The following is a 26825-nucleotide window of genomic DNA, read 5'->3' on the forward strand; positions in this document are numbered from 1 at the left end:
GCGACAAGCCTAGCGCAGCTCAGCGACGGTTGCACCTGCGGGATGCTGCATTGCACGGGGCGGGGGAGCGAAGCCGGCCGGGATGCGTTGTGCGGGTTGCGTGAATGCAATGATGGGGACGATCCATGGATTGGCAGGCTCTGACGGCCGATATCGACGGGATGTTCGGCTGGATACCGTCATGGTTCATCGGCCTCACCCTGGTTGCCGGCGCGATCCTTCTTGCCCTGCTCGCCTACCGGGTCGCCACATGGCTGCTCAACCGCGCTTTCGGAACGCGGCTTCCGCTCTTGAGTGTGTTCATCGAGCGCACGGCAGGCCCCGCGCAAATGGCGCTTTGCCTTGCCGCCGTCGCAATGGTGCTCCCGCTGGCGCCGCTCGACGATACGATCCGCACCCCCCTGACGCGCCTGTTCGTCGTGGCCTTCATCGCGCTGATCGGCTGGATCTCGATCCGGATCGTCGACATGAGCGCGGCGCGCTACTTGCAGAACTTTCGCGATGTCACCGAGAATTTCGTCGCGCGCAAGCATGTCACGCAGGTGCGCGTGTTCAAGCGCGTCACCGACACCATCATCGTCATCATCACGGTCTCCGCCGCGCTGATGACGTTCGACTCCGTGAAGCAATACGGAGTCAGCCTGTTCGCCTCCGCAGGTGCTGCCGGCATCATCGTCGGCCTTGCCGCGCGCCCGCTGCTGAGCAATCTGATCGCCGGCCTGCAGATCGCGATCACCCAGCCGATCCGCATCGAGGATGCCGTGATCATCGAGAACGAATGGGGCTGGATCGAGGACATCGCCTCGACCTATGTCGTGATCCGGCTGTGGGATTGGCGCCGCATGGTGGTGCCGCTGTCCTACTTCATCGAAAAGCCATTCCAGAACTGGACGCGCGACACCGCATCCCTCATCGGCGTCGTCGCGCTGCATGTCGACTATCGCGCCGACGTCCCGCGCATCCGACGCTGGCTGGAGGAGGCGGTGAAGCAGTCGAAGCTGTGGGACGGGGAGGTGGTGAATCTCCAGGTGATCGATGCCGATTCGCGCACCATCGAGCTTCGGGCACTGGTCAGTGCCAGGAACGCACCGCAGTCGTGGGACCTGCGCTGCGAGATCAGGGAGAAGCTCATCGCCTTCATCCGCGACGAGATGCCGGAGGCGCTGCCGCGCGACCGCGCCATCCTGATCCCGTCGGGAGACGGAGAGGGCGATCTCGGACTGCGTCCCGCACCGCCGGAGAAGATGCGGGCGAGCGCCAGTCACTGAACGGCGCTTACGCGCCTGCGTCGTCCCGCCATTGCCACGTTCTTGTTGACGAGACCTGATCTTTTGTACGATAGTACAAATCTCATGGTACGCAAGCCCACCAGCAAGGAAGCGGCCCGCAAGCCGAATATGCGCGAGGCGATCCTCGCCGCCGCGGAGGAGCTGTTCGCCACCAACGGCTTCAATGCCGTATCGGTGCGCGACATTGCGCAAGCTGCCGGGGCAAATCCGGGCAGCGTGACCTATCATTTCAAGACCAAGGACGGTTTGCTGCTGGAAATCTACCGGCGTCATTGCGGGCCGATGAATCTGCGCCGTTCCGAGCTGCTCGCGGCCGCAAAGCGCGTGCGCGATCTCCAGGACCGGCTGGAGGCGATCGTTCGGGCCTATGTGGTGCCGGCCTTCACCTCGGGCAGCGATCTCGCCGGCGGCGGGGCGCGTTTCACGCGGCTGCGCGCGGTGATGTCGGCGGAAGGTAACGAGGTCGCGCGAAAGATCATCGCGCAGACCTTCGACGACACCAGCCACGCCTTCATCGACGCGGTCCACGAGAGCCTGCCGCACATTCCGCGCACGGACATCGTCTGGCGCAGCCATTTCCTGCTCGGCGCACTCTATTATTCACTGGTGACGCCGGAACGCGTGTCGCGCCTGTCGCGCGGCGAGGCCGACGGCAGCGATGCCGCTTGCGCCATCGAACAATTGGTGCAGGCCACCGTCGCGGCTTTCCAGGCGCCGGCGCTGGATGAGGCCGCGCCGGCGCGGCGGCGGCCGGTCGTCGCCGGCAAGGCGTGAAGCAAGAAATCTCGCTTCGGCGGTTCACCTCATGACGATGATGTACACGCCGACCATTCCACCGCCCGACCCGAACACGCGCACGCCGAAGTTCAGGCTGCCGAAGTTGTCGTGTGACGCGCATTGCCACATCTTCGGGCCCGGCGCGAAATATCCTTACGCGTCGGAGCGTTCCTACACGCCGCCGGATGCACCGCTGGAGGATTTTCGCATCCTGCATGCCAAGCTCGGCGTGGAGCGCGCCGTCATCGTCAATGCCAGCGTGCACGGCACCGACAACAGGGTGGCGCTCGATGCGATCGCTGAGAGCAATGGCGCCTACCGTGCCGTCGCCAACATCGACGATACCGTCACCGAGTGCGACCTGCGCGTGCTGCACGAGGGCGGTTTTCGCGGCTGCCGCTTCAATTTCGTCCGCCATCTCGGCGGCGTCCCCGACAAGCGCGTCTTCGACCGCATCGTCGCGATGGTCACGCCGCTCGGCTGGCACGTCGACCTGCATTTCGATGCGGTCGATTTGCCCGAATATGCCGACATGCTGACAAGCCTGCCGCTGAGCTACACCATCGACCATATGGGCCGGGTGAAGGCAGGGGACGGGCTCGACCAGCTGCCGTTCAAGATCCTGATCGAGCTGATGCAGCGCGATGACAAGTGCTGGGTGAAGATCTGCGGCTCGGAGCGGGTGTCCTCTATCGGTCCGCCGTTCACCGATGCGGTGCCGTTCGCGCGAAAGATCGTCGAGACCGCGCCGGATCGTGTCATCTGGGGCACGGACTGGCCGCATCCCAACGTCAAGGTGATGCCGAATGACGGCGATCTCGTCGATTTGATCCCGCTGTTCGCGCCGGAGCCGGAGCTGCAGACAAAGATTCTGGTCGACAATCCCGCGCGCCTGTTCGGGTTCGAGGCGTGACGACGTCATCGCGACCGGCACGCTGGGAGGACATGTGCTGTGGACGCATGCATACGAAACAAAAGGGAGTAGCCCATGAAAACAGGCCTCGTCGTCACCGCCCATCCCGGCGATTTCGTCTGGCGCGCCGGCGGCGCCATCGCGCTGCATGCGAAGAAGGGCTATCGGATGAAGATCGTGTGCCTGTCCTTTGGCGAGCGCGGCGAGAGTCAGTTCGCCTGGAAGGAGCAGGGCGCGACGCTGGAGTCGGTCAAGGCCGGCCGCAAGGACGAAGCGGAACGGGCAGCCAGGCTGCTGGGCGCCGAAATCGAGTTCTTCGATTGCGGTGACTATCCGCTGAAGCTCACCGAGGCGCATTTCGACCGTATGGTGGATATCTACCGCGAGCTCAATCCGAGCTTCGTCCTGACGCATGCGCTGGAAGACCCCTATAATTTCGACCATCCGAACGCGGCGCATTTCGCGCAGGAGACGCGTGTGGTCGCGCAGGCCATGGGCCACAAGCCCGGCGCGCCGTACAAATATTCGGCGCCGCCGGTGTTCCTGTTCGAGCCGCACCAGCCCGAGCAGTGTAACTACAAGCCCGACACCATTCTCAAGATCGACGAGGTCTGGAAGGAGAAACACGAGGCGTTCCAGATTCTCGCCGCGCAAAAACATCTCTGGGGCTATTACGAGCGCGTCGCGCTCAACCGCGGCATCCAGGGCAGCCGCAACACCGGTGTTCCCATGACCTATGGCGAGGCCTATCAGCGCCTATTCCCGACGGTTGCGGACGAGCTGGCATGAAGCCGGTCCGCACAATCAAGCTGAAAGCCGTACTCGGCAGTCACCACCATGTGCAGGCGGTGAAGAGCGGGGCGCTCCGTTCCGACCTGTTCGATCTCGATTTCATCGAATACACGCCGACCAACACGGCGTTCAAGCCGATGGTGCGCGAACGGGCCTTTGACGTCTGCGAGATGGCGATCGTCACCTATCTGATGGCGAAAGCGCACGGCAAGCCGCTGGTGCTGCTGCCGGCGACCATGCTCGGCCGCTTCCAGCATTCTTACGCTCTCTATAATCCTGCGCGTGGGACGCTCGGGCCGTCCGATCTCGAAGGCAAGCGCGTCGGTATCCGCTCCTTCACGACCACGACGGGCGCCTGGATCAGGGGCATCCTCGCCAACGACTACGGCGTCGATCTCGACAGGATTCGTTGGATCACCTTCGAGGATCCGCATGTCGCCGAATATGTCGACACCACGGAGCGCGCGCCGAAGGACAAGAAGATCCTGCAGATGCTGCGCGACGGCGAGCTCGATGCCGTCCTCGGCGAGACCTCCGATGATCCCAAGCTGAAGCCGCTGTTTCCCGATCCGGCCGCAGAAGCCTCCAGATGGTATTCGCGGCGCGGCGTGGTCCCGATCAACCATCTCGTGGTCGTGACCGAGAGCCTGGCGAAATCGCGCCCCGACGTGGTCGCCGGCGTCTATGATCTGCTCAAGCGCAACAAGGCGCAGACGGGAGCGACGGCAACGCCGGACCTCGTTCCGTACGGGATCGAGGCCAACAGAAAACCGCTCGAGCTGATCATCGACTACGCCTTCCAGCAGGCGCTGATCCCGCGCCGCTATACGGTCGATGAGCTCTTTGACGAGACGACACGAGGACTGAACTGATGGCAGGTGATCCCAGACGCTGGCAGATCGGGCTGGTCGGCTATGGCGAGGTCGGCAGGATTCTAGCCGAGGATTTGCGCCAGCAGGACATCAGAGTCTCAGCCTACGACATCAAGCTTGGCGGCGAGCAGGGCGCGTCGCTGCAAGAGCATGCGGCGAAATTCGGTGTCGCTCTTGCAACGTCCCACGCCGAGCTGACCGCGAAATCCGACTTCATCATCTCCGCCGTCACGGCGAGCCAGGCCGTGCCGGTCGCAAAGGCCTGTGTGGCAGCGATCAATCAGGGCACCTGGTTTCTCGATTTCAACTCGGCCTCTCCCGGCGCCAAGCAGCGCGCGGCAGGGCTGATCGACGGTGCCGCCGGGCGTTATGTCGAGGGCGCGGTGATGACCTCGGTGCCGCCTTATCGCATCAAGGTGCCTTTGCTGCTCGGCGGACCCGGCGCGAGGGAGCTCGAGCCGCTTCTGAATACGATCGGTTTCGCGGCCAAGGTTGCCAGTGACAAGCTCGGCGTGTCCTCGGCCGTCAAAATGTGCCGCAGCATCATGATCAAGGGCCTGGAGGCCATGGTCATCGAGAGCTTCACGACGGCGCGTGCCTATGGCGTCGAGGATGCGGTGCTGCCTTCGCTTGCGGAAACGTTCCCCGGGATCGACTGGGAGGAGCTGGGCGCCTATTGCTTCCAGCGCGTGATCGAGCACGGCCGCCGCCGGGCCGAGGAGGTGCGCGAGGTCGCCGAGACCGTGCGCGAGGCGGGGCTGACGCCGTGGTCGGCGCAAGGCACGGCCGAGCGGCAGGCCTGGATGGCCGATCTCGCCGATGAGGGGCTGTTCGGGTTGAGGGGCAGCAGCGAATTCGCCTGCAGTGCGGACTGGCGCACCGAGGCGGACCGGATCCTGGCGAAGATCAATCGGACGAAATAGTCAGCTCAGGACCGGGTCGCGGGATTCGAAGCTCCCGACCTGGTCACGCGCGCGTTCGATGAGGTCGATCAGATTGCGGGATTTACGGACGAGCTGCTCGGTGGCCGGCTGGGTGCGGAACTCCGCCAGCACGGCGCGAACGCACTTGCTGGCGGCATCGAGCGTCCAGAGCGTACGGTTCACGTCAGCCTGCGTCTGGATGGCCGAGATATCGAGGCCCGAGAGAACGTGGCCGATGCCGTCCAGCCGCTTCACCGCCGTATCGGTCGGCGTTCGGGCCTGGACGGAATCATCGATGCTGCTGAATGCGCTGAACAGACTCATACTTCCCCACTGAACGCAGATTGTCAGTGCACGTCCTAGTTATGGCGGCGCGGCCTGCCTCGCAATGCGTTGAGCTACGGTCCGGGATTCTACCGAACTCGGGTCGGCGCGGACCGGCGGTAAAATCGAACTGCCGTGGCCTCGCGGCCGATCAGGTTGTGCGCGCGATGCCCGAAATATCGGCCGTGAAACGCGCTCAGCTCTTGAACAGGGTCGGCCGGGGCCGTGCAAATGTCTGCCGGCCGCGCTTGAAGCCCATCAGGACGTCAGGCAGCTCGGCGATCGCGAGTCGGCTGTCCTTGGTATCGAGCACGATCAGATCGGCGGGATTGCCGACCTCGATGCCGTAGTCGGCGAGGTTCATCAACCGGGCCGGCAGCCCGGTCACGAGGTCCAGGCAGGTGTCGAAGTCGCTGACCGAGGCGTGCGCGACGTTGGCGTAGAAGTTCGCCATCCGCAGCAGCGAGGCATCGCCGAACGGCGTGAAGGGATTGAGCACGTTGTTGGTCGCGACCGAGCAGAGCACGCCGTCGCCGGCAAACTTGTGGGCCAGGGTCAGCCCGCGCGGCGCGTTGTGCGTGGCCTCGCGCCCCATCAGATAGAGATCGGTCGCGGGCAGGACGGTGACCGCAACGCCTGACCTTGCCAGTTGCGCAGTGGCCGCCTTCATCCGTTCGGGGGGCAGGGCCGACAGCTTCGTGGCATGGCCAATCGCGACGCGTCCGCTGTAGTTGCGCTGCTCGGTCTGGCGGCAGACCTCGTCGAGATGCCACCAGGAGGGATCGAGATCGAAATCGAGATGGAGATCGACGTCGATGTCGAATTCCTCAGCGAGATCGAAGATGCGCGCGAGATGGGCGTTCGGGTCGGTGTCCATGTAGGGACAGCCGCCAATGACCTCGCCGCCTTCGCGCAGCGCCTGGATCAGCAGCTCCTCGGCTCCGGGATCGTTGGTGAGGCCTTCCTGCGGGAAGACGCAGAGCTCGAGATCGATCGCCCAGGCGTAATCGCGCTTCAGCGCCTTGACCGCCTCGTAGCCGCGGAGGCCGATGCGGGGGTCGATCTCGACATGCGTCCGCATGCGCGTCGTGCCGTTGACGATGGCGCGTTCGAGCACTCTGGCGCCGCGCGCGTAGACGTCCTCGATTGTGAAATCCTTCTTCATCCCGGCGACGGCGCGGATCGCCTCCGAGACGCTGCCGTGATCGTGGCCGCAGCGGCCGAGCAGGCAGGCCTTGTCGAGATGGATGTGGGTGTCGACGAAGCCGGGCAGGGCGAGGAGGCCGCCGAGATCGACGTCGGCGGCCTCGCAGGCCAGCTTTGGCGCGATCGCGGCGATGCGGCCGTCCTTCACCCCGATATCGACCGGTGCGGCGGAAGAGCGCAACAATGCGTTGCGGAAGATCAGGTCGAAGGTGGCTTGGGCGGTCATGGCGTTGGATTCAGCCGTGGCAGCCTAGCGGAAGCCGTGGGGGCGGGCAGCTCCAGATTGTGTGCAATGCTGAGGCTGGATTGTCCAAAAATTGTGCATGCACTTTGAGGCACCCGGATTGTAAGATAGCGGCATCCGGAGAGAACCCCGCGATGTCTACTGCCGCGAAAGCCGAAAGCCCGATGACCGACGCCGAGATTGTCGAAGCCTATCTCACCGCTTCGATGATACCGGATCCCGACGCCGCTGCGGCCTATATGAAGCCGGGCACGGTGATCACGTTCACCGGCGGGCGCGCGTTCGACCATCCGCGCGGGCCGACCGGCTTCAACGCGAAACGCTATCGCTGGGTCAAGAAGAAGATGGACCGGTTCGACGTCTGCCCGGGCCCGGACGAGACCGTCGTCTACAGCGTCGGCACGCTCTATGGCGAATGGATGGACGGCACGCCGTTCGAGGGCAACCGCTATGTCGATCGCTTCGTCGTGAGGGACGGGCAGATCGTGAAGATGGATGTCTGGAACGACAGCGCCGAGCGCATCCTCGTCCAGCGCGGCATCGAGGCTTAGCCCCTCCGCGCGATTTTCGGCAGCTTGACGACGCGATTGCTCGTCACCTCGTCCGCATAGGGTGCGAGGATGTCGAGCAGATCGCGGCCACGCTGCGGAGTGGGAGCGACCAGCGCACGATTGGCCACCGAATCCAGGTGATGATGCATCAATTCCATCACCTTGGCCGCATCGCCCTTGGCAAGCGCCGCGATGATGGCGCGGTGCTCGTTGATGGCGCATTCGGTGGAATGCGGCCGGCTGTACAGCGACAGCGTCAGGCAGCAGCGATAGGCGACCTCGCTGACATAGCGCACCAGAATCGGGCTGTTCGTCATATGGGCGAGCAGAATGTGGAATTCGGTGGCGAGTCGGATCGACACCGCATCCGTGCCGCCGCGGGCGCGATCCTCGGCATCGACATGGGCGTTCAGCTCGGCGATCTGCGCCTTGGTCAGCTTGCCCGCGAGCTGGCGCACGACGAGGCGTTCGAGCTCGATGCGGATGTCGAAGGCATCGCGCGCCTCCTGCCAGCTCGGCGTCGCCACCACGGCGATCCGGTTGCGGCGGAGCTCGACCAGGCCTTCGGCGGCGAGTTGACCTAGCGCATGGCGGGCAATGGTGCGGCTGACGCCGAAACGTTCGCCGAGCGCATCTTCCGGCAGCTTGGCGCCGGGCTCCAGCGCCTGCTCGATGATGGCGCGCCGGAGCGCGCGGCAGATCACGCTGACCTTGTCCGACGATTCAGAAGTCTTGCTGCTGGCGCGCGCCGCCATCGGCGAATCCCATGGGAGTGACATCTCTCTTTAGCACAGGCTCGCGCCGATTGAGCGCTCCAATTGCATGCAGTTTGGCCTCCGGACTGCCTAAATCGAATCCGGCGGTTTGGCGCGGATTTCGGCTAGGCCTTTGATTTCGCGGGGCTCGATCGCTGGCATCCAGCTTGCATGCACTTTTTCCGTGATGCGCATGCAACCCAACGCCCAGTTCGACGGCCAGCCCGTTCCCGAAGGCTCTGCGACGATCGCCATCGAGCTGTCGGAGGCCTCGGTGACCTTCGGGCGCGGCGACCGCGCCGTGCCTGCTTTGTCGAAGACCACGCTCAAGATCGCCGACGGCGAGTTTGTCGCATTGGTCGGCCCGTCCGGATGCGGCAAATCGACCATATTGCGTCTCGTCAGCGGCCTGGTGCAGCCGACCAGCGGCGTCGTCATCGTCGGCGGCCGCGAGGTGGCGGCCCGGGCGATGCGGGTCGGCATGGCCTTCCAGAACCCGACCATGCTGCCGTGGATGACGATCGAGCGGAATATCATGCTGCCGCTGAAGATCGTCGAGCCGTTCCGCTCGAAGTTCCGCAAGCTGCGCAAGACCGAATTCCGCGACAAGGCCAATGCGCTGCTGGAGCAGGTCGGCCTCAAAGGGTTCGGCAACCGCTATCCCTGGCAGCTCTCCGGCGGCATGCTCCAGCGCGCCAATCTCTGCCGTGCGCTGATCCACGAGCCGCGCATGCTGCTGCTCGACGAGCCCTTTGGCGCCCTCGACCAGTTCACCCGCGAGGAGCTATGGGCGATCCTCCAGAATCTCTGGATGACGCACAAGCCGACCGTGCTGCTGGTCACGCACGATCTGCGCGAGGCGGGCTTCCTTGCCAGCCGCATCTGCGTGATGAGCGCGCGCCCCGGCCGCATCCTCGACGACAGCCGCGTCGAATTCGCGCGGCCGCGCACGGTCGCGATGACGTTCGAGCCGGATTTCGTCGCGCTGAACCAGAAGCTGCGCGCCTTCATCGAGGATGCGCGCAGCGCCGCTGAGCAGGGGGCAGGCTGATGTTCGGGATCGATGTCAGGCAGAAAGCGTGGTCGGCGGGGCTGATCGTGCTGTTCTTCGTCGCCTGGGAGCTGTTCTGCCTGATGACCGGCATGTCCGATCTGGTGCTGCCGCGGCCCTCGCAGGTCTTCGTGACGCTGGTCCAGCGCTTCCCGGTGCTGTGGCCGCACATCGTGCAGACGCTCGCCACCACCATGCTCGGCTTCGTGCTTGGCGTCGCGCTCGGCGTCGCCCTCGGCGCGATCATCGGCGTGTCGAAGACGGCCTACGACACCTGCTATCCGCTGCTGATCGGCTTCTCCTCGATCCCCAAGGTCGCGGTGGTGCCGATCTTCGTGCTGTGGTTCGGCTCCGGCACGGTGCCGGCGGTGCTGACCGCGCTGTCGATCTGCTTCTTCCCGATCGTGGTCAACATCGCGACCGGCCTTGCCACCACCGAGCCCGAGCTCGAGGACGTCTTGAAGGCGCTCGGCGCCAGCAAGCTCGATATCCTCTGGAATGTCGGTCTGCCGCGCACCATGCCGTTCTTCTTTGCTTCGCTGAAGGTCGCGATCTCCTACGCCTTCGTCGGCGCGGTGCTGTCGGAGACGGTCGCCTCCAACCGCGGCATCGGCAACGTCATGATGACCGCGTCCTCCAATTTCAACGTGCCGCTGGTGTTCGCGGGCTTGTTCGTGCTCGCCGGGCTCGGTGTCGCGCTCTACGTCGTGTTCTCGCTGATCGAAGGACAGGTCACCGGCTGGGCCACGCGCAAGAACGACGTGATCGCCACCTGATTTCTTGAACCGTCACGCAACGAAGCTGAGGAGGTCTCGATGTTGAGGAAGTTAACCGCCGCGCTGCTTGGATTGGCGCTGTCCGCAGGCGCCGCCACCGCGCAGGAGACCACGATCAAGTTCACGCTAGGCTGGAAAACCCAGGGCAGCGACGCTGCCTTCTTCTATGCCAAGGACAACGGCTTCTTCAAAGAGGAAGGCCTCAACGTCGTCATCGATCAGGGCGAGGGCTCCGGCGCCACCGTCACGCGCGTGATGTCGGGCGCCTATGACGCCGGCTTCGGCGACGTCAACGCCATCATCCAGAACGCCTCGACCAAGCCGCAGGAGGCGCCCGTCATGGTCTACATGATGTGGAACCAGCCGCCGTTCGCCATCGTCGCCAAGAAGAGTAGCGGCATCAACACCATCAAGGATTTCGAAGGCCGCACGCTGGGCGGTGCGCAGGGCACGCCGACGACGCGCCTGTTGCCGGTGTTCACGCGCAAGAATAGTCTCGACGGTGAGAAGATCAAGATCTCCAACATGGCGCCGAACCTGCAGGAGCCGATGCTGATCAAGGGCGACATCGATGCGGCCCTCGTCTTCAACATCACCAGCTATTTCAATCTGGTGCTCAACCGCCAGGATCCGGACAAGGACTTCAAATGGTTCTCCTTCGGTGAATATGGCCTCGATCTCTATTCCAACGGCGTGATGGTCTCCCGCAAGCTGATCGCCTCGAATCCGAAGGCCGTCGCGGGCCTGGTGCGCGCCATCAACAAGGGTGCGATCGCGATCGCCAAGGACCAGAATGCCGGCATGAAGGCGGCGCTGAACTACGACAATCTCATCAACGCCGAGGTGGAGAAGCGCCGGCTGCAATATTCCTTCGAGAAGCTGATCGTCTCGCCGGAGATGAAGGAGATCGGCATCGGCGACATTAAGGACGACCGGATGACGCGCGCGATCGGCATCGTGGTCGAGGGCTATCAGCTCGCCCGTGCGCCGACGCCGGCGGAGGTGTTCTCGCGCGAATTCCTGCCGCCGCGCGCGGAGCGGGAACTGGTGTACACTGCCAACTGAGATTGGAGGAACAGCCATGGCCACGGAGATCTCGGCAACCAGCCTGTTCCGTGGCCCTGACCGTGGCGTCAGCGCGAACGTCGTGCTGCGGCACGACGAGGGCGTCATCACCGAAATCTCGGAAGGAGCGGGGCCGGCGCCTCGCTCCTTCGTCATCCCCGCCTTCGTCAACGCCCATGATCATGCCCGTGCCACGGCGTCGTCCTTCGATGCGGTCGGCATGCCCCTGGAAAGCTGGATTTTGCGAACCGCGCTGGGCTCGCCGATCGATCCCTATCTGACGGCCGTCTCGGCATTGGCCCGTTCCGCCAAGGCAGGCTGCGCGGCGATGATGGTCCATTACACGCGTCCGAGCGGGACGATGCCGCTGCTGGACGAGGCCAAGGCCATCGCGAAAGCCGCATCCGACGTCGGGATTCGCATGGCGTTTGCAATGGCGGTGCGCGACCAGAACCCCATTGTCTACGGTGATGCCGAGCCGATGCTTTCAGGGCTTCCCGGGGACGATCGCAAGACGATCGAGGATCTCTTCGTTCGCGCGCCGCTGTCGCCGAAGGCCTATATCGAGCTGACCGACGCAATTGCCGCAGCCATCGCCGGACCGATGGTCGACGTACAGCTCGGGCCGGCCGGTGTGCAATGGTGCTCGAAGCCGCTGCTGGAGGCCGTCGCGGAGAACTCCGCGCGGACCGGTCGCCGCATTCACATGCATCTGTTGGAAACAGTTTATCAGCGCGCCTGGGCCGACCAGCACTTTCCGGACATGGTGCGCTGGCTTCGCGAGGTCGGCTTTCTCTCCGAGCGGCTGACGCTGGCGCATTGCATTCACGCCCGTCCGGATGAGCTGGAGATGATCGCCGCCTCCGGCGCGCGCATCGTCACCAATTTCAGCTCGAACATGCATTTGCGCTCGGGCCTCGCCCCGATCGCCGCTGCGCACAGATGCGGCTGCGCCATCACTGTGGGCGTCGACGGTCTGGCGCTGGACGAGGATGACGACATCCTGCGCGAGATGCGGCTGGTGCAGATGGTTCACGGCGGGCTCGGCTTCAAGGCGACATGGACGCCCGCCGAGATGTTTGCGCTCGCCATCCGCAACGGACGCCATGCGACCGGGGCGCCCGGGAATGGTGAGCTCTCGGCGGGCAATCCCGCCGACTACGTCGTGATCGATCTTGACCGGCTGGATCGAGACCAGATCATGTCGGTTGACCCGATGGCGCTGCTGTTCGCGCGCGGCAATGCGTCGCTGGTGAAGGAGGTGGTCGTCGCCGGCAGGACGATCGCGCGGGACGGGGTCTGCACGGGCGTCGACCTTCCGGCCATCGAGCGCGAATCGCGGGCGATGTACCGCGCCAATGTCGGCAAGCTCGACAGCTTCCGGCGGATGTGGCCGTCCCTGTCGGATCGGTTGAGCGGCTGGTTCGAGCAGCAGCTGACGTGCCAGTGACGCGCCGATGGGCGCCGCGACGGAATGCATATCAAACAGCGATAGCTGGTAGACGCAGCCTCGTCTGGCGCATGACCGACCTCTAGGCTATCAGCTCCTCGATAGTTCGACACCAATCCCCTTCGAGGAGCCCCTGATGCGCCTACCTACCATTCTCCTGGCCCTGACATGTCTTGCCGGCGCAGCTTCGGCCGAAGACCTCACGGGCACGCTCCAGAAGGTCAAGGAGACCAAGAAGATCACGCTGGGCTATCAGGAGGCCTCCGTCCCATTCAGCTATCTCGATGGCAACCAGAAGCCGGTCGGCTTTGCCATGGACATCTGCCTCCGTATCGTCGAAGCCGTGAAGAAGCAGCTCGGCATATCAGACATTTCGGTCGAGACTGTCGCGGTGACGTCCTCGAACCGGATTCCTTTGATGGTCAACGGCACGCTCGACCTGCATTGCTCGGCGACCACCAACAATGCCGACCGCCAGAAGCAGGTCGCCTTCACCAACACGCACTTCCTCAGCGCGACGCGGTTCGCGGCCAGGAAGGCGGCGAGCATCAAGACCATCGACGATCTCAAGGGCAAGGCGGTCACGGCGGTCGCGGGATCCGTGAACTTGACGCAGCTCGCCAAGGTCAACACCGAGCGCAATCTCGGCATCAACATCATGCCGGCCAAGGACCAGGCCGAGGCCTTCCTGCTGCTGGAGACCGACCGCGCCCAGGCCTATGCGCTCGACGACGTCCAGCTCGCGGTCGCGATCGCGCGGTCGAAGGAGCCGCAAGCTTACATGATCAGCGAGGAGGCGTTCTCCAAGCCCGAGCCCTACGGCATCATGCTGCGGCGAGAGGATGCGCCGTTCAAGGCGCTCGCCGATCGCGCCACCGCGGAGCTTTATGCCACCCCCGAGATCGAGGCGCTCTACAAGAAGTGGCTGCAATCGCCGACGCCGCCGAACGGCCTCAACTACAACGTCCCGATGTCATCAGCCTTGCGCAACGCCTTCAAGAAACCGAGCTCGAGCGCCGATCCTGACGTCTATGTGGTGAACTGAAGCGAAGGAAGAGCGCCTTTCTTAGGCGTTCGAGTATTTCTTCAGCTCGAGCCGCGCGATCTGGTTGCGATGGACCTCATCGGGTCCATCGGCAAGTCGCAGCAAGCGCGCGGTGGCGTAGGCCTGCGTCAGGCCGAAATCGTTCGAGGTGCCGCCGCCGCCATGGGCCTGAATGGCCCAGTCGATGATCTGACAGGCCATGTTGGGCACGGCGACCTTGATCATTGCGATCTCTGCCTTCGCCACCTTGTTGCCGACCGTGTCCATCGCATGGGCCGCGTTCAGCGTCAGTAGCCGCGCCTGCTCGATCATGATGCGCGCCTCCGCAATGCGCTCCTGCGTCACCGTCTGCTCCGAGACCGGCTTGCCGAAGGCGACCCGGCTCCGCACGCGGCGGCACATCTTCTCCAGCGTGCGTTCGGAAAGGCCGATCAGCCGCATGCAATGATGGATGCGGCCGGGCCCGAGACGGCCCTGCGCAATCTCGAAGCCGCGGCCCTCGCCGAGCAGCATGTTCTCCTTGGGCACGCGCACATTGGTGAACACCACTTCGGAGGCGCGGTCGGGCACGCCGTAGAAGCCGAACACGGGCAGGGGACGCTTGACCTCGATGCCCGGCGTGTCCATCGGCACCAGGATCATGGATTGCTGCTTGTGACGGTCGGGATTGTCGGGGTCGGTCTTGCCCATGAAGATGCAGATCTTGCAGCGCGGGTCGGTCGCGTTGGTGGTGTACCATTTGCGCCCGTTGATGACGTAATGGTGGCCGTCCCGTACGATCGAGCTCTCGATGTTGGTCGCATCGGATGATGCGACCGCCGGCTCGGTCATGGCGAAGCAGGAGCGGATTTCGCCCCCGAGCAGCGGCTTCAGCCAGCGCTCCTTGTCCTGCTCGCTGCCGTAACGCTCCAGCACCTCCATGTTGCCGGTGTCGGGCGCCGAGCAGTTGAAGACTTCAGGAGCAAGGTGCGAACGGCCCATCACCTCGCACAGTGGCGCGTATTCGAGATTGGAGAGGCCCGCGCCGTGATCGCTCTCGGGCAGAAACAGATTCCACAGCCCCTCCGCGCGCGCCAGCGGCTTAAGCTCCTCGACGACCGGATAGACCTTCCACGGCCCGAGCTCTTCAGCCTCGCGGTAGAAGCGCTCCTCGTTCGGATAGATGTGCCGGTCCATGAAGCTTTCGAGCCTGCGCTTGAGCTCGACGACTTTCGGCGACATCGGATAGAGCATTTCCTGGTCTCCTTGATCGACGGCGAGCGGGTCACGCGACCCGGTACTCTTTGAACCTATCGCGCAGAGCGGATTTCAGCACCTTGCCGGTGCCGGTCATCGGGAATTCGTCGAGGAATTCGACGGCGTCCGGCAGCCACCAGCTCGCGATCTTCGGACGCATATGCTCGAGCAGCGCCTTGCCGTCGACGGTCGCGCCCTTCTTGCGGACGACGAGGAGCAGGGGGCGCTCCTGCCATTTCTCGTGGCTGATCGCGACGACGGCCGCTTGCAGCACGTCGGGGTGGGACAGGGCGATGTCCTCGAGCTGGATCGAGGAGATCCACTCGCCGCCGGACTTGATCACGTCCTTGGAACGGTCGGTCAGCGTGACGTGGCCTTGTGGGTCGATCACGGCCATGTCGCCGGTGATCAGCCAGCCGTCGCGGTCGAGGCCTTCGTCCAGCTTCATGTAGCCGGAGGCGACCCAGGGGCCACGGGCGCGCAGATGGCCGACGGTCTTGCCGTCGCGCGGCAGCTCAATGCCGGCGTCGTCGACGATGCGCAAATGCGTGCCGAAGCAGGCGCGGCCGGAGACCTGGCGGCGGTCGAATTTCTCCTTCTCGCTGAGATGCTCCGAGCCCGGCCGCAGGCCCGGCATCGAGCAGCCCAGCGCCTCGGTCATGCCCCAGGCCTGGATGTAATCGACATTGTACTCGCGCTTGAGCTTCTCGACCATCGCGCGCGGCGGGGCCGAGCCCGACGACAAGGTCGCGCGCAAGGCCGAGAATTTGTTACCGGTCCGCCCGAGCCAATCGAGCAGGATCAGCCAGAAGCTCGGCACGCCCGCCGACAGCGTCACCTTCTCGCCTTCCAGCAATTCATAGAGCTTGTCCGGCTCGTAGTTGCGGCCGGGCAGCACGAGCTTCGATCCCGTATAGGGCGCTGTGAACGGCATGTTCCAGCCATTGCCGTGGAAGAGCGGCGCCATCGGCATCATCACCTCGCGCACACCTTCGACATGTCCCGGCAGGAAGTCGAAATTGCAGCAGGTCATGGTCTGCAGGATCGCGGCGCGGTGCGAGTAGATTACGCCCTTGGGATTGCCCGTCGTGCCCGACGTGTAGCAGATCGTGGAGGCAGACTTCTCGTCGAACTCCGGCCAGGCGAAGCCGGCATCGTTCTCGCGTTCCAGAAGCTCTTCGTAACAATGCACGTTCGCGAGATTCGTCTCCGGCATCCGCTCGCGCGAGGACATCACGACATAGGCCTCCACCGTCTTCAGCTGCGGCGCGATCGCCTCCACGATCGGCAGCGTGGCGCGGTCGGTGTAGAGCAGGCGGTCCTCGGCGTGGTTGATGATGTAGACGAGCTGCTCGGGAAACAGCCTGGGATTGACCGTGTGCAGCACGTAGCCCATGCCCGGCGCGGCGTAGAACATCTCGAAATGCCGGTGCGTATTCCAGGCCAGCGTTCCGACGCGATCGCCTTGCTTCATGCCGAGCCGCTTCAGCGCCAGCGCCATGCGCTTGATGCGCGGATGGGCGTCGGCGTAGGTGTAGCGATGAATGTCGCCCTCGATCTCGCGTGCAACGATCTCGGCTTCGCCATGATAATCGGCCGCATACTGGATCAGGCCGCTGATCAGCAGCGGCATGTCCATCATCAATCCCTGCATGGTCTCCCTCCGGATGGCCATGTCGTTGCATGGCGTAGGCTCGTGATTTGCGCTCGAGGTTAGCGGAAGGTCACGCAGCGTTCACGCAAAAAACAATCAGCGTGATTGCATGCAGCGCTTTTTCGGCGCTAACGTGCGGTGAGCTGCCGGCGAAGCAGCATGCGCGGGAGGAATCGAATGTCAGCGGAAAGACACAAGACCGATGCAAGCGGCGCTTCTACGGTCGATATTTCCGCCCTCCGTGCCCGCTATCGCGACGAGCGCGACCGCCGTCTGCGCGCCGAGGGCAAGGCCCAGTATGTCGAGGTTGCGGGCGAGTTCGGCCGTTATCTCGACGACCCCTGGGCCGATCCCGGATTTGCGCGCGCGGCCATCAGCGAAGCGACCGAAGTGCTCATCGTCGGCGGTGGCTTCGGCGGCCTGCTGTGTGGCGCGCGATTGCGCGAGGCCGGCATCGCGGATTTTCGTATCGTGGAAAAGGCCGCCGACTTCGGCGGCACCTGGTACTGGAATCGTTATCCCGGCGCCGCCTGCGATACCGAGAGCTATATCTACCTGCCGTTGCTGGAAGAGACCGGTTACATGCCCGTGCGCAAATATGCCCGGGCGCCGGAGATCTACGAGCACTCGCGCCGCATCGGCCGTCATTTCGACCTGTACGAGCGCGCGCTGTTTCAGACCGTCATCTCGCGGATGACCTGGCAGGAGCATGAGGCGCGGTGGCTGGTCGAGACCAACAGGGGCGACCAGATCCGCGCGCGCTTCGTCATCCTCGCCGGCGGACCGCTCAGCCGTCCGAAGCTGCCGGGCATTCCCGGCATCGAGACGTTCAGAGGTCACAGCTTTCATACCAGCCGCTGGGATTACGGCTACACCGGCGGCAACGCGGATGGTGGCCTTACCGGTCTTGCCGGCAAGCGCGTCGGCATCATCGGCACCGGCGCCACCGCCGTGCAATGCGTGCCGCATCTCGGCCGCTCCGCCAAGGAGCTCTATGTGTTCCAGCGCACGCCGTCCGCAATCGGCGTTCGCGACGATCGTCCGACGGACCCGACCTGGGCGCAGAGCCTCAAGCCAGGCTGGCAGCGCGAGCGCATGGACAATTTTACCGCCGTGATTTCAGGCGAGCCGTTCGAGCAGGACCTGGTGCAGGACGGCTGGACCGGCCTGCTCGGCGAAATCCTGCTGGCACCGCGCCGGCAAAAGCAGCCGGTGACCTCGATTGAGGAAGCGCTGAAGGTCATCGAGCAGGCCGACTACCGCAAGATGGAGGAGATCCGCGCGCGCGTCGACACCGTGGTCAAGGACGAGGCGACCGCGGCTGCGCTCAAGCCGTGGTACAAGGCGTTCTGCAAGCGGCCCTGCTTCCACGACGAATATCTGGACACCTTCAACCGTCCCAACGTGCATCTCGTCGATACCGGGGGGAAGGGCGTCGAACGCATCACCGAGAATGCCGTCGTCGCCGGCGGCAAGGCCTACGAGCTTGACTGCCTGATCTATGCCAGCGGCTTCGAGGTCGGCACCGATTACGCGCGCCGAATGGGCTTCGAGGTCTATGGCCGCGACGGCATGAGCCTGTCCGAGCGCTGGCAGGACGGCGTCAAGACGCTGCACGGCTTCTACAGCCGCGGCTTTCCGAACTGCTTCCTGATCGTCACCGTGCAGGCCGGCCAGAGCGCCAATTTTCCGCACATCATCGACGAGCAGTCGCAGCACATCGCCTATGTCATCAAGCAGGCGCGCGAGCGCAACGCACGCACCCTGGAGCCGACGCTTGCGGCCGAGAACGCCTGGGTCGAGGAGGTCGTCAAGGCCGCGCTCGGTCGGCAGACCTATCTCGCCGAATGCACGCCGGGCTACTACAATAACGAAGGCGTGTTCGATCCGATCGCGGCAAGAAACAGCCAATATTGGCGCGGGCCGGTGGCATTCCTGCGGCTGCTCGACAAATGGCGCAAAGAGGGCAACCTGGAAGGCCTCGAATTGTCCTATGATCGGGCCATGGAGTCGGCGCATTCCAGCGGGTAAGATTGCGCCGCCGAGCGGTACAGGACAGGAGAGGTCGGGCATGATCAGGGGCAGGGCTGTTGCGGGAGCGGTTCTTGGCGCAATGACGCTGCTCGGTTGCCTGGCATCCTCCGCCGAGGCCGCGCAATGCGGCAGCTCGCCGGCCGGCTTCGAGGCCTGGAAGCGCGAGTTCAGCGCGGAGGCGCAGGGCAAGGGCATCGGCCCCACCGCACTGTCGGCGCTGATGCAAACGAACTATGCCAGCGCCACGATCGCGGCCGACCGCGGCCAGCGCAGCTTCTCGCTGACGCTGGACCAGTTCTTGGCCAAGCGCGGCGCCACCACCATCGTCGCCAAGGGCCGGCAGCTCAAGCAGTCGCAGGCCGCCTTGTTCGCCTCGATCGAGCAGCGCTATGGCGTCCCGCCCGGGCCGCTGATCGCGATCTGGGGCATGGAGACCGGCTTCGGCAGCCAGCGCGGCAACCAGAACATGCTGTCGTCGATTGCGACCCTCGCCTATGACTGCCGCCGTCCCGAATTCTTCACCGACCAGCTCTATGCCGCCCTGAAGCTGATCGACCGCGGTACGCTGTCGGGATCGACCCGCGGCTCCATGCATGGCGAGGTCGGCCAGACCCAGTTCATGCCCAAGAGCATTCTGGCCTACGGCACCGGCAATCTCGAAGTTGCGGCCAATGCGCTGAACTCGACCGCGAATTTCCTCAAAGCCCATGGTTGGCGTGCGGGAGCCGGATACCAGCCGGGCGAGCCCAATTTCGCTGCCATCGAGGCTTGGAATGCCGCTGGTGTCTATCAAAAGGCGATCGCGCTGATGGGCCGGCAGATCGACGAGGGCGGGAGTGCTGCGGCCTCACGCTGAGCTCTTGCTCAGCGACGTGTGATGCGACGGCGAGAGAAAGTTGTTGCCTTCTGGAACCGACGGCACGAGGTTTGCTTTGATCAAGTTCAGGGCTGGGCATGAGGAGACTCAACATGGCTACCCAGATCGTGATGGACCAAACTGGCGATACGCGCCACGAGTTTGATCCTGGCAACGCCGAGGCGCTGGCGCGAGCCGAACGGCGCTTTCGTGAGCTGACCGGAGCGGGCTTCACCGCCGCGCTTCGAACCGGACCCGGCGAAGTGACCCGGATCCGATCGTTCGATCCGACCGCGCAGGAAACGCTGTTCTACCCCCGCCTGGTCGGCGGTTGATCTGAGCTGCTCATGATCGCGGCAGTTTGGCTCCGCGCGCCGGCGCGTGCGCGCCTGCATGCGCTGCGTGAACTCTATCGCCGCTTCTTCGGCGAGAACACGCCGGATGCGCGCGGCCGCCGGCTTCTGGCCGAATGGCTGTCACCGGCGCAGCGCGCTCAATTCGAGCAGTTTCGGTATTTCGACGTCGTCGGTTGCGACACCGGCCGGACCTATCGCATCCACTACGGCACAGCCGCCAACGTCCACGAGGTCGATAGTGAGGGGCGCGCGACGATGGGGTGGTGCTTCGTCCCGTCAGGCTTCCTGGTACCGGGCGATGTGATGTTGGCGCAGAAGATCGCGCTCGAGACGGACGAGAGAGGGGCGCTTGCGCTCGCCAACCGGTTTCCGCCGGCGACGCATTCCGAGCACTTCTACCGGCGACCTTTCTAGAGCATGATCCAGAGGAAAAGTGCGGAGCGGTTTTCCAAAAAGATCATGCTCAAACAACAACCTAAAGCGCGATGACGATTCATCCTAATCGCATCGCGCTTTAGCGTCAGAACGGTCAGGAATGCGTAGTGCGGTAAGCGTCGAACGCATGCGCCGCGAAGACGCCGATGCTGCACAGCGCGAGCAGGGCTGAGATCAGCTCGATCATAGCTCGTCCTCCCGCAGCGGCTGGGCAACGAGATTCTGGCAGCACGAATATTCGTAGATCAGGTCGAGGATGAACTGCATGGTGGCCGTCCCTGTATTTATTTTGACAACTACTTAAGCGGCCATCTGTTTCAGGCGTGTTTCGTCGCATCGGGAAAGGGGTTTCGTCAGGAACCTTGCGCTGGTTTGTGCGCTGCGGGCCCGCTATATCCCTCATGGCTCAGTCGATTTTGAGCCGTCTCTTCGGGAGCGGCACGTCATTTTGCGAGGCAAAATCATGGCGCAGGTCGAGTGGTTCGACGATCTCACCATCGGAATGCAGTTCAAATCCCCCGAAGTCGTGGTCACCGAGGCCGACATCAAGCGCTTTGCCGCCGAGTTCGATCCGCAGCCGATGCATCTCGACCACGAGGCGGCGAAGCAGACCCTGTTCAAGGGGCTTGCCGCCTCGGGATGGCACACCGCCGCGATCGCGATGAACCTTGCGATCCAGACCCGTCCGTTCGGCCCGCATCCGCTGATCGGCGCCGGGGTGGACGGCCTGCGCTGGACCATGCCGGTGCGGCCCAACGACCGCCTGCATCTGGTCGGCGAGGTCATGAGCCTGACGCCGTCGAAATCGAAGCCGCAAGGCATCGCGCTGGTGAAATGGACCATGTTCAACCAGAACGGCGAGGAGGTTTACACCTTCACTCCGATCGCGATCGTGCCGCGGCGGGGATAGGACGGCCGCCGGCCGTTCGCCTCGCCCTCTTGCGAGCCGCCGGGAGAGGTGGTCATCTCGGCGCGGGGAACGCGCTGGAGGCCGACATGAAACGATCTCTTCTTGCCGCCGGAATTCTCGCTTGCGTCTTGAGCGCAACCGCCTCGAGCTCGAGGCCCGCGCTTGCGCAACAATCCAAAGTCGGCGACTGGACCATCGAGAAGCGGGCGCAGGACACCCATTGCAATGCCAGCCGCGGCTACAAGGACAAGGATGACGAGAACCGCGACTACGTCATCGTGATCACCTATTCCGAGCAGGCGATCGTGATCGTGATGATCTATGACGGTTGGGAATGGGACAAGGCCGGTGAGATCCTCCGGGCCGATGTCGGCACCGACGATGCCGACATCATGAAGAAGGCCAAGTGGGAGGTCATGGACAAGACGACGGTGCGCGGCATCTTCGCATACGACCAGTCGATCATGGACCGCCTCGCGAAGGCCAAGCGCCTCACGCTGGACTTCGAGGACGACGACGATGACAGCATCGAGATGCAGATCCCGCGGGCCGGCGAGGCGCTGGCGGCGCTGAAATTCTGCGAGGAGAACCGGAAATGATGGTCCCGCCGGGGGCGTGCCGCGGCGGGACGCTGTTCACTCGGCAGGCCCCTGGACCGGCGCTGCGCTGATGTCGCTGCCGTGATGAACCAGCGGCTTCATGCCGGTGACGGTTCTAAGCAGCACATAGAACACCGGCGTCAGGAACAGGCCGAACACGGTGACGCCGATCATGCCCGAGAACACGGCAACGCCCATGGCGCGCCGCATCTCCGAGCCCGCGCCGGTCGAGAGCACCAGCGGCAGCACGCCCATGATGAACGCCATCGACGTCATCAGGATCGGGCGTAGCCGCAAGCGGCTGGCTTCGATCGCAGCCCGGATCGGCGTGCGCCCGGCGAATTCGAGCTCGCGCGCGAATTCGACGATCAGGATCGCGTTCTTGGCGGAGAGGCCGACCAGCACGATGAGGCCGATCTGGGTGAAGACGTTGTTGTCCCCCTTGGAGATCCAGACGCCGAACATCGCGGCGAGCAAGCCCATCGGCACGATCATGATGATCGATAGCGGCAGGGTCAGGCTCTCATAGAGCGCGGCCAGCACCAGGAACACCAGCAGGATCGCCAGCGGAAACACCCAGATGCCGGAATTGCCGGCGATGAACTCCTGATAGGTCAGGTCGGTCCATTCGAAGGCAAAGCCCGGCGGCAGCACCTCCGCCGCGATCCGCGTCGCCGCTTCCTGCGCCTGGCCCGATGAAAAGCCCGGCGCAGCCGCCGCGTTGATGTCGGACGACAGGAAGCCGTTGTAGCGGATCGCGCGCTCCGGCCCCGCGCTCTGGCGGATGTTGAGCAGCGCCGACAATGGCACCATGTCGCCGGACGACGAGCGCACCTTCAACTGTCTGATGTCGTCGGCGCGGGCGCGGAACGGTGCGTCGGCCTGGACTCGGACGGAATAGGTGCGGCCGAACTTGTTGAAGTCGTTGACGTAGTAGGAGCCGAGGTAGATTTGCAGCGTGTTGAACACCTCGGTCACGGGCACGCCCAGCTGCAGCGCCTTGGTGCGGTCGATGTCGGCGAACAGCTGCGGCACGTTGACCTGGAAGCTGGAGAACACGCCGGCGATCTCCGGCGCCTTCTGCATCGCCGCCATGAAGGCGTTGGTGGCCTCATTCAGGGCGTCATAGCCGAGACCGGCGCGGTCCTCGATCTGCAGCTTGAAGCCGCCGATGGTGCCGAGGCCGTTGACCGGCGGCGGCGGGAACATGGCGATGAAGGCTTCCTGGATGCCGGCATATTTCTTGTTCAGCTCGGCCGCGATCGCAGGGCCGCTGAGCGAGGGATCCTTGCGCTCGTCGAACGGCTTCAGCGTCGAGAACACGATGCCGGCATTGGATGAGTTGGTGAAGCCGGAGATCGACAGGCCCGGGAAGGCCACCGAGCTCTCGACACCGGGCTGGGTCAGCGCGATGTCGCTCATCCTGCGGATCACCTCTTCGCTGCGGTCGAGCGTGGCGCCATCGGGCAGGCGGGCAAAGCCGACGAGGTACTGTTTGTCTTGGCCCGGCACGAAGCCGCTCGGCACCTGCTGGAACAGAAATGCGGTGAGACCGACGAGGACCACATAAAGACCCATCATCGCGGACTTACGCGAGATCACCTTGCCGACGCTGCCGCTGTAGTTCTCCGAGGACCGCGTAAACGCCTTGTTGAAGCCGCGGAAGAACCAGCCGAGGCTCTTCTCCATGATCAGCGTCAGCCGGTCCTTCGGCTCGTTGTGGCCCTTGAGCAGCAGCGCCGACAATGCCGGAGACAGCGTCAACGAATTGATGGCCGAGATCACCGTCGAGATCGCGATCGTCAGCGCGAACTGCTTGTAGAACTGTCCCGTGAGGCCGGAGATGAAGGCGAGCGGCACGAACACCGCGATCAGCACCAGCGCGATCGCGATGATCGGGCCCGAGACCTCGCGCATGGCCTGATAGGTGGCATCGCGCGGCGACAGCCCGGACTCGATGTTGCGCTCGACGTTCTCGACCACGACGATGGCGTCGTCGACGACAATGCCGATGGCGAGCACGAGGCCGAACAGGGTGAGCGCGTTGATCGAGAAGCCGAACACGTGCATCACGGCGAAGGTGCCGACGATCGACACCGGCACGGCCAGCAGGGGGATGATCGAGGCCCGCCAGGTCTGGAGGAACAGGATCACCACCAGCACCACGAGAGCGATGGCTTCCAACAGCGTGTGGATAACGGCTTCGATCGAGGAGCGAACGAACTGAGTCGGGTCGTAGACGATCTGGTAGGACACGCCCTCCGGCATGTTCTTCTTGATCTCCGCCATGGTGGCGCGGACGTTGTCGGAGATCTGCAGCGCGTTGGAGCCCGGCGCCTGGGAGATCGGGATTGCCACCGCATGCTTGTTGTCGAGCAGCGAGCGCAGGCCGTATTCGGACGCGCCGAGCTCGATGCGCGCGACGTCGCGCAGACGAACGACCTCGCCGCGCGTGCCGGTCTTGACCACGATGTCGCCGAACTGCTCCTCGTTGGCGAGCCGGCCTTCGGCATTGACCGAGAGCTGGAGATCGATGCCTTTGACGTTCGGAGAGGAGCCGACCACGCCGGCGGCGGCCTCGACGTTCTGCGCCTGGATGGCGCGCACGATGTCGCTTGCGGTCAGGCCGTGCTCGGCCGCCTTCTGCGGATCGACCCAGACCCGCATCGAATAGTCGCCGGCGCCATAGAGCTGGACGTCGCCGACGCCGTCGATCCGCGCCAGCCGGTCCTTGACGTTGAGCACGGCATAGTTGCGCAAATACGTCATGTCGTAGCGGCCGTTCGGCGACAAAAGATGCACCACCATGGTGAGGTCGGGCGAGGACTTCTTGGTGATGATGCCGAGCTGGCGCACCACGGCCGGCAGGCGCGGCTCGGCCTGCTGCACGCGGTTCTGCACCAGCTGCGTCGCCTTGTCGGGATCGGTGCCGAGCCGGAACGTCACCGTCAGCGTCATCGCGCCGTCGGTGGTCGCCTGGCTCGACATGTAGAGCATGTTCTCGACGCCGTTGATCTGCTCCTCGATCGGGGTCGCCACTGTCTCCGCGATAACCTTGGGGTTGGCGCCGGGATAGGTCGCGCGCACCACGACGGAGGGCGGCACGACGTCCGGATATTCCGAGATCGGCATCGCGAACAGCGAGATCAGGCCGGCAAGGAAGATCAGGACCGACAGCACGCCGGCGAAAATCGGACGATCGATGAAGAACTTTGACAGATTCATGGCCTTGCCCCTGGGCAATATCCTGATGTTCTCCGAGACCTCCACTCGTCATTCCGGGGCGCGCGAAGCGCGAACCCGGAATCCAGAGGTGATGTGTTCGGAGTTTCGTACGCTCGAGATTCTCAGGTGCGCAATTGCGCACCGTAGTTCGCGCGATGCGCGCCCCGGGATGACGGGGTGCATTAACGCTCCACCACGTCCTGGTTGCTGTGGTTCGACGCCTGCTGCGGCCCCCGTGCACCCATCGCCGCCACCTCCGTCTTGAGGAGGGCTCCCGGACGCACGCGTTGCAGACCATTGACGATGATGCGGTCGCCGGACTTCAGGCCCGAGGTGACGATGCGAAGCCCATCGACCGCGCCGCCGAGCGTGACCGGCCGGTACACGGCGCGGCTGTCGTCGCCGACTGCCATCACGAACTTCTTGTCCTGGTCGGTGCCGATCGCGCGCTCGTCGATCATCACCAGCGCCTGTTGCTTCGGCTGGCCCATGCGCACGCGCGCGAACTGGCCGGGGATAAGACGCCCATCGTCGTTGCGGAACACCGCGCGGACACGGATGGTGCCGCTCTGGCCGTTGACCTGGTTGTCGATGAGCTGGATGTTGCCCTTCGCGGACAAGCCGCCCGAGGTCGTCATCTCGACCGGGATCTGGTCGAGCTTGCCGCGTTGGCCGGAAGCATCGGCGATCGAGTTCAGCGCGCGCAGCACCACCTCTTCGTCCGCATCGAACGAGGCGTAGATCGGATTGACCGAGACCAGCGAGGTCAGCACCGGCGAGGCGGTGCCGGCGGCGACGAGATTGCCGACGGTGACCTCGATCTTGCCGACGCGGCCATCCACGGGCGCGCGCACTTCGGTGTAGTCGAGATTGAGCTTTGCGGTCTGCAGCGTCGCCTCGGCCGCCTTGACGTTGGCGATCGCTTCGCGATTGGCGTTGTCGCGCTGGTCGTAGTCCCGCCGGGTGACCACGGCGTTGCCGACGAGCTGTGCGCCACGCTCGAGCTCGCTTTGGGTGAAGACGACGCGCGCTTTGGCGGCCTCGAGCTGGGCGGCAGCTTTGTCGACCTCGGCCGCATAGGGGGCGGGATCAATCTTGAACAGCACGTCGCCGGCCTTCACCAGCGCGCCCTCGGTGAAGTTCGCCGACATGATCGCACCCGCAACGCGGGGGCGGAGCTCGACACGGTTGATCGCCTCGAGCCGGCCGGAGAAATCGTCCCACAGCACGGTCTGCCGCGGCTCGATCATCGCGACGGTGACGGAAACGGCTTGTTCAGCTGCGGCCGCCGGTGCGGTCGCTTGCGCCGCATGAAAATAGCGGCCGGTCACGATCGAGCCGGCCGCGGCGAGGGCGCCCACGATGGCGACGCCGCCCAGAAGGCGGCGGAAATGGCCGGTGCGGGAGGTATTTTGGGAGGGATGCATTTGCGCGCTCCAGATATGTAGTGTTCACTACAGATGTGGAGCTGGATACCGCAGTGCAAG

At 64.3% G+C, this 26825-nt stretch carries 25 protein-coding genes; 18 read left to right on the plus strand and 7 right to left on the minus strand.

Annotated features, from left to right (window positions below; all coding sequences use genetic code 11):
- Window positions 1–125: 125 nt before the first annotated feature.
- From I6F09_RS01045 to I6F09_RS01070, 6 genes are all read left to right on the plus strand, one after another.
- The gene (locus tag I6F09_RS01045; RefSeq protein ID WP_036022360.1) at window positions 126–1268 is read left to right on the plus strand and encodes a mechanosensitive ion channel family protein; all 1143 of its coding nucleotides are present in this window, start codon (window positions 126–128) and stop codon (window positions 1266–1268) included.
- An 84-nt stretch (window positions 1269–1352) separates the two neighbouring features.
- Entirely contained in the window at window positions 1353–2063 is a 711-nt protein-coding gene (locus tag I6F09_RS01050; protein ID WP_036001304.1) for a TetR family transcriptional regulator, read from the plus strand.
- 31 nt (window positions 2064–2094) lie between these two features.
- Window positions 2095–2979 carry an amidohydrolase family protein gene (locus tag I6F09_RS01055; protein WP_225187292.1) on the plus strand — a complete coding sequence of 295 codons (885 nt, stop codon included), beginning with the start codon at window positions 2095–2097 and terminating at the stop codon, window positions 2977–2979.
- 75 nt (window positions 2980–3054) lie between these two features.
- Window positions 3055–3768 (plus strand): PIG-L deacetylase family protein, encoded by a 714-nt coding sequence (locus I6F09_RS01060; RefSeq protein WP_225187293.1) that lies wholly within the window; start codon window positions 3055–3057, stop codon window positions 3766–3768.
- On the plus strand, window positions 3765–4643 hold the full coding sequence (locus I6F09_RS01065) for a hypothetical protein (protein ID WP_225187294.1): 879 nt from the start codon (window positions 3765–3767) through the stop codon (window positions 4641–4643). The genes I6F09_RS01060 and I6F09_RS01065 overlap by 4 nt, the downstream gene beginning before the upstream one ends.
- Window positions 4643–5566, plus strand: a complete 924-nt coding sequence (locus tag I6F09_RS01070) for an NAD(P)-dependent oxidoreductase (protein ID WP_225187295.1) — start codon at window positions 4643–4645, stop codon at window positions 5564–5566. The genes I6F09_RS01065 and I6F09_RS01070 overlap by 1 nt, the downstream gene beginning before the upstream one ends.
- Here the strand turns inward: I6F09_RS01070 and I6F09_RS01075 are convergent, their stop codons facing one another.
- Both I6F09_RS01075 and I6F09_RS01080 read right to left on the minus strand, forming a co-directional pair.
- Complete coding sequence (locus I6F09_RS01075) at window positions 5567–5890, minus strand: hypothetical protein (RefSeq protein ID WP_128262247.1); 324 nt, start codon at window positions 5888–5890, stop codon at window positions 5567–5569. It abuts the gene before it with no gap.
- 196 nt (window positions 5891–6086) lie between these two features.
- On the minus strand, window positions 6087–7322 hold the full coding sequence (locus I6F09_RS01080) for an amidohydrolase family protein (protein WP_225187296.1): 1236 nt from the start codon (window positions 7320–7322) through the stop codon (window positions 6087–6089).
- Between the two features lie 152 nt (window positions 7323–7474).
- On the opposite strand from I6F09_RS01080, the gene I6F09_RS01085 reads away from it, so the two are divergent.
- Window positions 7475–7891: a nuclear transport factor 2 family protein gene (locus tag I6F09_RS01085; protein ID WP_225187297.1), complete on the plus strand. Its 417-nt coding sequence runs from the start codon at window positions 7475–7477 to the stop codon at window positions 7889–7891.
- Here I6F09_RS01085 and I6F09_RS01090 read toward each other — a convergent pair.
- Window positions 7888–8646: a GntR family transcriptional regulator gene (locus I6F09_RS01090; protein ID WP_025035646.1), complete on the minus strand. Its 759-nt coding sequence runs from the start codon at window positions 8644–8646 to the stop codon at window positions 7888–7890. The two genes, I6F09_RS01085 and I6F09_RS01090, sit on opposite strands and share 4 nt — an antisense overlap.
- 193 nt (window positions 8647–8839) lie before the next feature.
- Here I6F09_RS01090 and I6F09_RS01095 point away from each other — a divergent pair, with 193 nt between their 5' ends.
- From I6F09_RS01095 to I6F09_RS01115, 5 genes are all read left to right on the plus strand, one after another.
- On the plus strand, window positions 8840–9697 hold the full coding sequence (locus tag I6F09_RS01095; RefSeq protein ID WP_036001404.1) for an ABC transporter ATP-binding protein: 858 nt from the start codon (window positions 8840–8842) through the stop codon (window positions 9695–9697).
- Window positions 9697–10473, plus strand: a complete 777-nt coding sequence (locus tag I6F09_RS01100) for an ABC transporter permease (RefSeq protein WP_036001283.1) — start codon at window positions 9697–9699, stop codon at window positions 10471–10473. The genes I6F09_RS01095 and I6F09_RS01100 overlap by 1 nt, the downstream gene beginning before the upstream one ends.
- A gap of 39 nt (window positions 10474–10512) precedes the next feature.
- Window positions 10513–11538, plus strand: coding sequence for an ABC transporter substrate-binding protein (locus tag I6F09_RS01105; RefSeq protein WP_036034362.1), 1026 nt, complete (start codon window positions 10513–10515; stop codon window positions 11536–11538).
- 16 nt (window positions 11539–11554) lie between these two features.
- Window positions 11555–12988 (plus strand): amidohydrolase family protein, encoded by a 1434-nt coding sequence (locus I6F09_RS01110; protein WP_225187298.1) that lies wholly within the window; start codon window positions 11555–11557, stop codon window positions 12986–12988.
- 136 nt (window positions 12989–13124) lie between these two features.
- Window positions 13125–14033 carry an amino acid ABC transporter substrate-binding protein gene (locus tag I6F09_RS01115; protein WP_225187299.1) on the plus strand — a complete coding sequence of 303 codons (909 nt, stop codon included), beginning with the start codon at window positions 13125–13127 and terminating at the stop codon, window positions 14031–14033.
- A gap of 21 nt (window positions 14034–14054) precedes the next feature.
- On the opposite strand, the gene I6F09_RS01120 is transcribed toward I6F09_RS01115, so the two are convergent.
- Both I6F09_RS01120 and I6F09_RS01125 read right to left on the minus strand, forming a co-directional pair.
- Complete coding sequence (locus tag I6F09_RS01120; RefSeq protein WP_225151046.1) at window positions 14055–15266, minus strand: acyl-CoA dehydrogenase family protein; 1212 nt, start codon at window positions 15264–15266, stop codon at window positions 14055–14057.
- Window positions 15267–15297: 31 nt separating this feature from the next.
- Window positions 15298–16923, minus strand: a complete 1626-nt coding sequence (locus tag I6F09_RS01125) for a long-chain fatty acid--CoA ligase (RefSeq protein WP_225187300.1) — start codon at window positions 16921–16923, stop codon at window positions 15298–15300.
- A gap of 177 nt (window positions 16924–17100) precedes the next feature.
- On the opposite strand from I6F09_RS01125, the gene I6F09_RS01130 reads away from it, so the two are divergent.
- The 6 genes from I6F09_RS01130 to I6F09_RS01155 all read left to right on the plus strand — a co-directional run bounded on the left by I6F09_RS01130 (window position 17101) and on the right by I6F09_RS01155 (window position 22113).
- Window positions 17101–18954, plus strand: a complete 1854-nt coding sequence (locus I6F09_RS01130; protein ID WP_225187301.1) for an NAD(P)/FAD-dependent oxidoreductase — start codon at window positions 17101–17103, stop codon at window positions 18952–18954.
- Window positions 18955–18994: 40 nt separating this feature from the next.
- Window positions 18995–19813 carry a lytic murein transglycosylase gene (locus I6F09_RS01135; RefSeq protein ID WP_036001257.1) on the plus strand — a complete coding sequence of 273 codons (819 nt, stop codon included), beginning with the start codon at window positions 18995–18997 and terminating at the stop codon, window positions 19811–19813.
- A 113-nt stretch (window positions 19814–19926) separates the two neighbouring features.
- Window positions 19927–20148, plus strand: a complete 222-nt coding sequence (locus I6F09_RS01140) for a hypothetical protein (protein WP_007592399.1) — start codon at window positions 19927–19929, stop codon at window positions 20146–20148.
- A 12-nt stretch (window positions 20149–20160) separates the two neighbouring features.
- The gene (locus I6F09_RS01145) at window positions 20161–20583 is read left to right on the plus strand and encodes a hypothetical protein (protein ID WP_036001255.1); all 423 of its coding nucleotides are present in this window, start codon (window positions 20161–20163) and stop codon (window positions 20581–20583) included.
- Between the two features lie 484 nt (window positions 20584–21067).
- Window positions 21068–21514, plus strand: a complete 447-nt coding sequence (locus tag I6F09_RS01150) for a MaoC family dehydratase (RefSeq protein WP_036001252.1) — start codon at window positions 21068–21070, stop codon at window positions 21512–21514.
- Window positions 21515–21600: 86 nt separating this feature from the next.
- Complete coding sequence (locus I6F09_RS01155) at window positions 21601–22113, plus strand: hypothetical protein (RefSeq protein ID WP_036001249.1); 513 nt, start codon at window positions 21601–21603, stop codon at window positions 22111–22113.
- A gap of 36 nt (window positions 22114–22149) precedes the next feature.
- Here I6F09_RS01155 and I6F09_RS01160 read toward each other — a convergent pair whose 3' ends face one another.
- A complete protein-coding gene (locus tag I6F09_RS01160; protein WP_225187302.1) occupies window positions 22150–25338 on the minus strand; it encodes a multidrug efflux RND transporter permease subunit in 3189 nt (1062 codons plus the stop codon).
- Window positions 25339–25520: 182 nt separating this feature from the next.
- Window positions 25521–26765, minus strand: a complete 1245-nt coding sequence (locus I6F09_RS01165) for an efflux RND transporter periplasmic adaptor subunit (protein WP_225187303.1) — start codon at window positions 26763–26765, stop codon at window positions 25521–25523.
- Between the last annotated feature and the right edge of the window lie 60 nt (window positions 26766–26825).

Origin of the sequence: Bradyrhizobium sp. IC3195 (genome assembly GCF_020193585.1) — a bacterium.
GTDB classification, from domain to species: Bacteria; Pseudomonadota; Alphaproteobacteria; order Rhizobiales; family Xanthobacteraceae; genus Bradyrhizobium; species Bradyrhizobium yuanmingense.

Coding starts and splice junctions, on each gene's coding strand:
- I6F09_RS01045 (WP_036022360.1), top strand. CDS start 126: ATGGATTGGCAGGCTCTGACGGCCGATATCGACGGGATGTTCGGCTGG.
- I6F09_RS01050 (WP_036001304.1), top strand. CDS start 1,353: ATGGTACGCAAGCCCACCAGCAAGGAAGCGGCCCGCAAGCCGAATATG.
- I6F09_RS01055 (WP_225187292.1), top strand. CDS start 2,095: ATGACGATGATGTACACGCCGACCATTCCACCGCCCGACCCGAACACG.
- I6F09_RS01060 (WP_225187293.1), top strand. CDS start 3,055: ATGAAAACAGGCCTCGTCGTCACCGCCCATCCCGGCGATTTCGTCTGG.
- I6F09_RS01065 (WP_225187294.1), top strand. CDS start 3,765: ATGAAGCCGGTCCGCACAATCAAGCTGAAAGCCGTACTCGGCAGTCAC.
- I6F09_RS01070 (WP_225187295.1), top strand. CDS start 4,643: ATGGCAGGTGATCCCAGACGCTGGCAGATCGGGCTGGTCGGCTATGGC.
- I6F09_RS01075 (WP_128262247.1), bottom strand. CDS start 5,890: ATGAGTCTGTTCAGCGCATTCAGCAGCATCGATGATTCCGTCCAGGCC.
- I6F09_RS01080 (WP_225187296.1), bottom strand. CDS start 7,322: ATGACCGCCCAAGCCACCTTCGACCTGATCTTCCGCAACGCATTGTTG.
- I6F09_RS01085 (WP_225187297.1), top strand. CDS start 7,475: ATGTCTACTGCCGCGAAAGCCGAAAGCCCGATGACCGACGCCGAGATT.
- I6F09_RS01090 (WP_025035646.1), bottom strand. CDS start 8,646: ATGGCGGCGCGCGCCAGCAGCAAGACTTCTGAATCGTCGGACAAGGTC.
- I6F09_RS01095 (WP_036001404.1), top strand. CDS start 8,840: ATGCAACCCAACGCCCAGTTCGACGGCCAGCCCGTTCCCGAAGGCTCT.
- I6F09_RS01100 (WP_036001283.1), top strand. CDS start 9,697: ATGTTCGGGATCGATGTCAGGCAGAAAGCGTGGTCGGCGGGGCTGATC.
- I6F09_RS01105 (WP_036034362.1), top strand. CDS start 10,513: ATGTTGAGGAAGTTAACCGCCGCGCTGCTTGGATTGGCGCTGTCCGCA.
- I6F09_RS01110 (WP_225187298.1), top strand. CDS start 11,555: ATGGCCACGGAGATCTCGGCAACCAGCCTGTTCCGTGGCCCTGACCGT.
- I6F09_RS01115 (WP_225187299.1), top strand. CDS start 13,125: ATGCGCCTACCTACCATTCTCCTGGCCCTGACATGTCTTGCCGGCGCA.
- I6F09_RS01120 (WP_225151046.1), bottom strand. CDS start 15,266: ATGCTCTATCCGATGTCGCCGAAAGTCGTCGAGCTCAAGCGCAGGCTC.
- I6F09_RS01125 (WP_225187300.1), bottom strand. CDS start 16,923: ATGCAGGGATTGATGATGGACATGCCGCTGCTGATCAGCGGCCTGATC.
- I6F09_RS01130 (WP_225187301.1), top strand. CDS start 17,101: ATGTCAGCGGAAAGACACAAGACCGATGCAAGCGGCGCTTCTACGGTC.
- I6F09_RS01135 (WP_036001257.1), top strand. CDS start 18,995: ATGATCAGGGGCAGGGCTGTTGCGGGAGCGGTTCTTGGCGCAATGACG.
- I6F09_RS01140 (WP_007592399.1), top strand. CDS start 19,927: ATGGCTACCCAGATCGTGATGGACCAAACTGGCGATACGCGCCACGAG.
- I6F09_RS01145 (WP_036001255.1), top strand. CDS start 20,161: ATGATCGCGGCAGTTTGGCTCCGCGCGCCGGCGCGTGCGCGCCTGCAT.
- I6F09_RS01150 (WP_036001252.1), top strand. CDS start 21,068: ATGGCGCAGGTCGAGTGGTTCGACGATCTCACCATCGGAATGCAGTTC.
- I6F09_RS01155 (WP_036001249.1), top strand. CDS start 21,601: ATGAAACGATCTCTTCTTGCCGCCGGAATTCTCGCTTGCGTCTTGAGC.
- I6F09_RS01160 (WP_225187302.1), bottom strand. CDS start 25,338: ATGAATCTGTCAAAGTTCTTCATCGATCGTCCGATTTTCGCCGGCGTG.
- I6F09_RS01165 (WP_225187303.1), bottom strand. CDS start 26,765: ATGCATCCCTCCCAAAATACCTCCCGCACCGGCCATTTCCGCCGCCTT.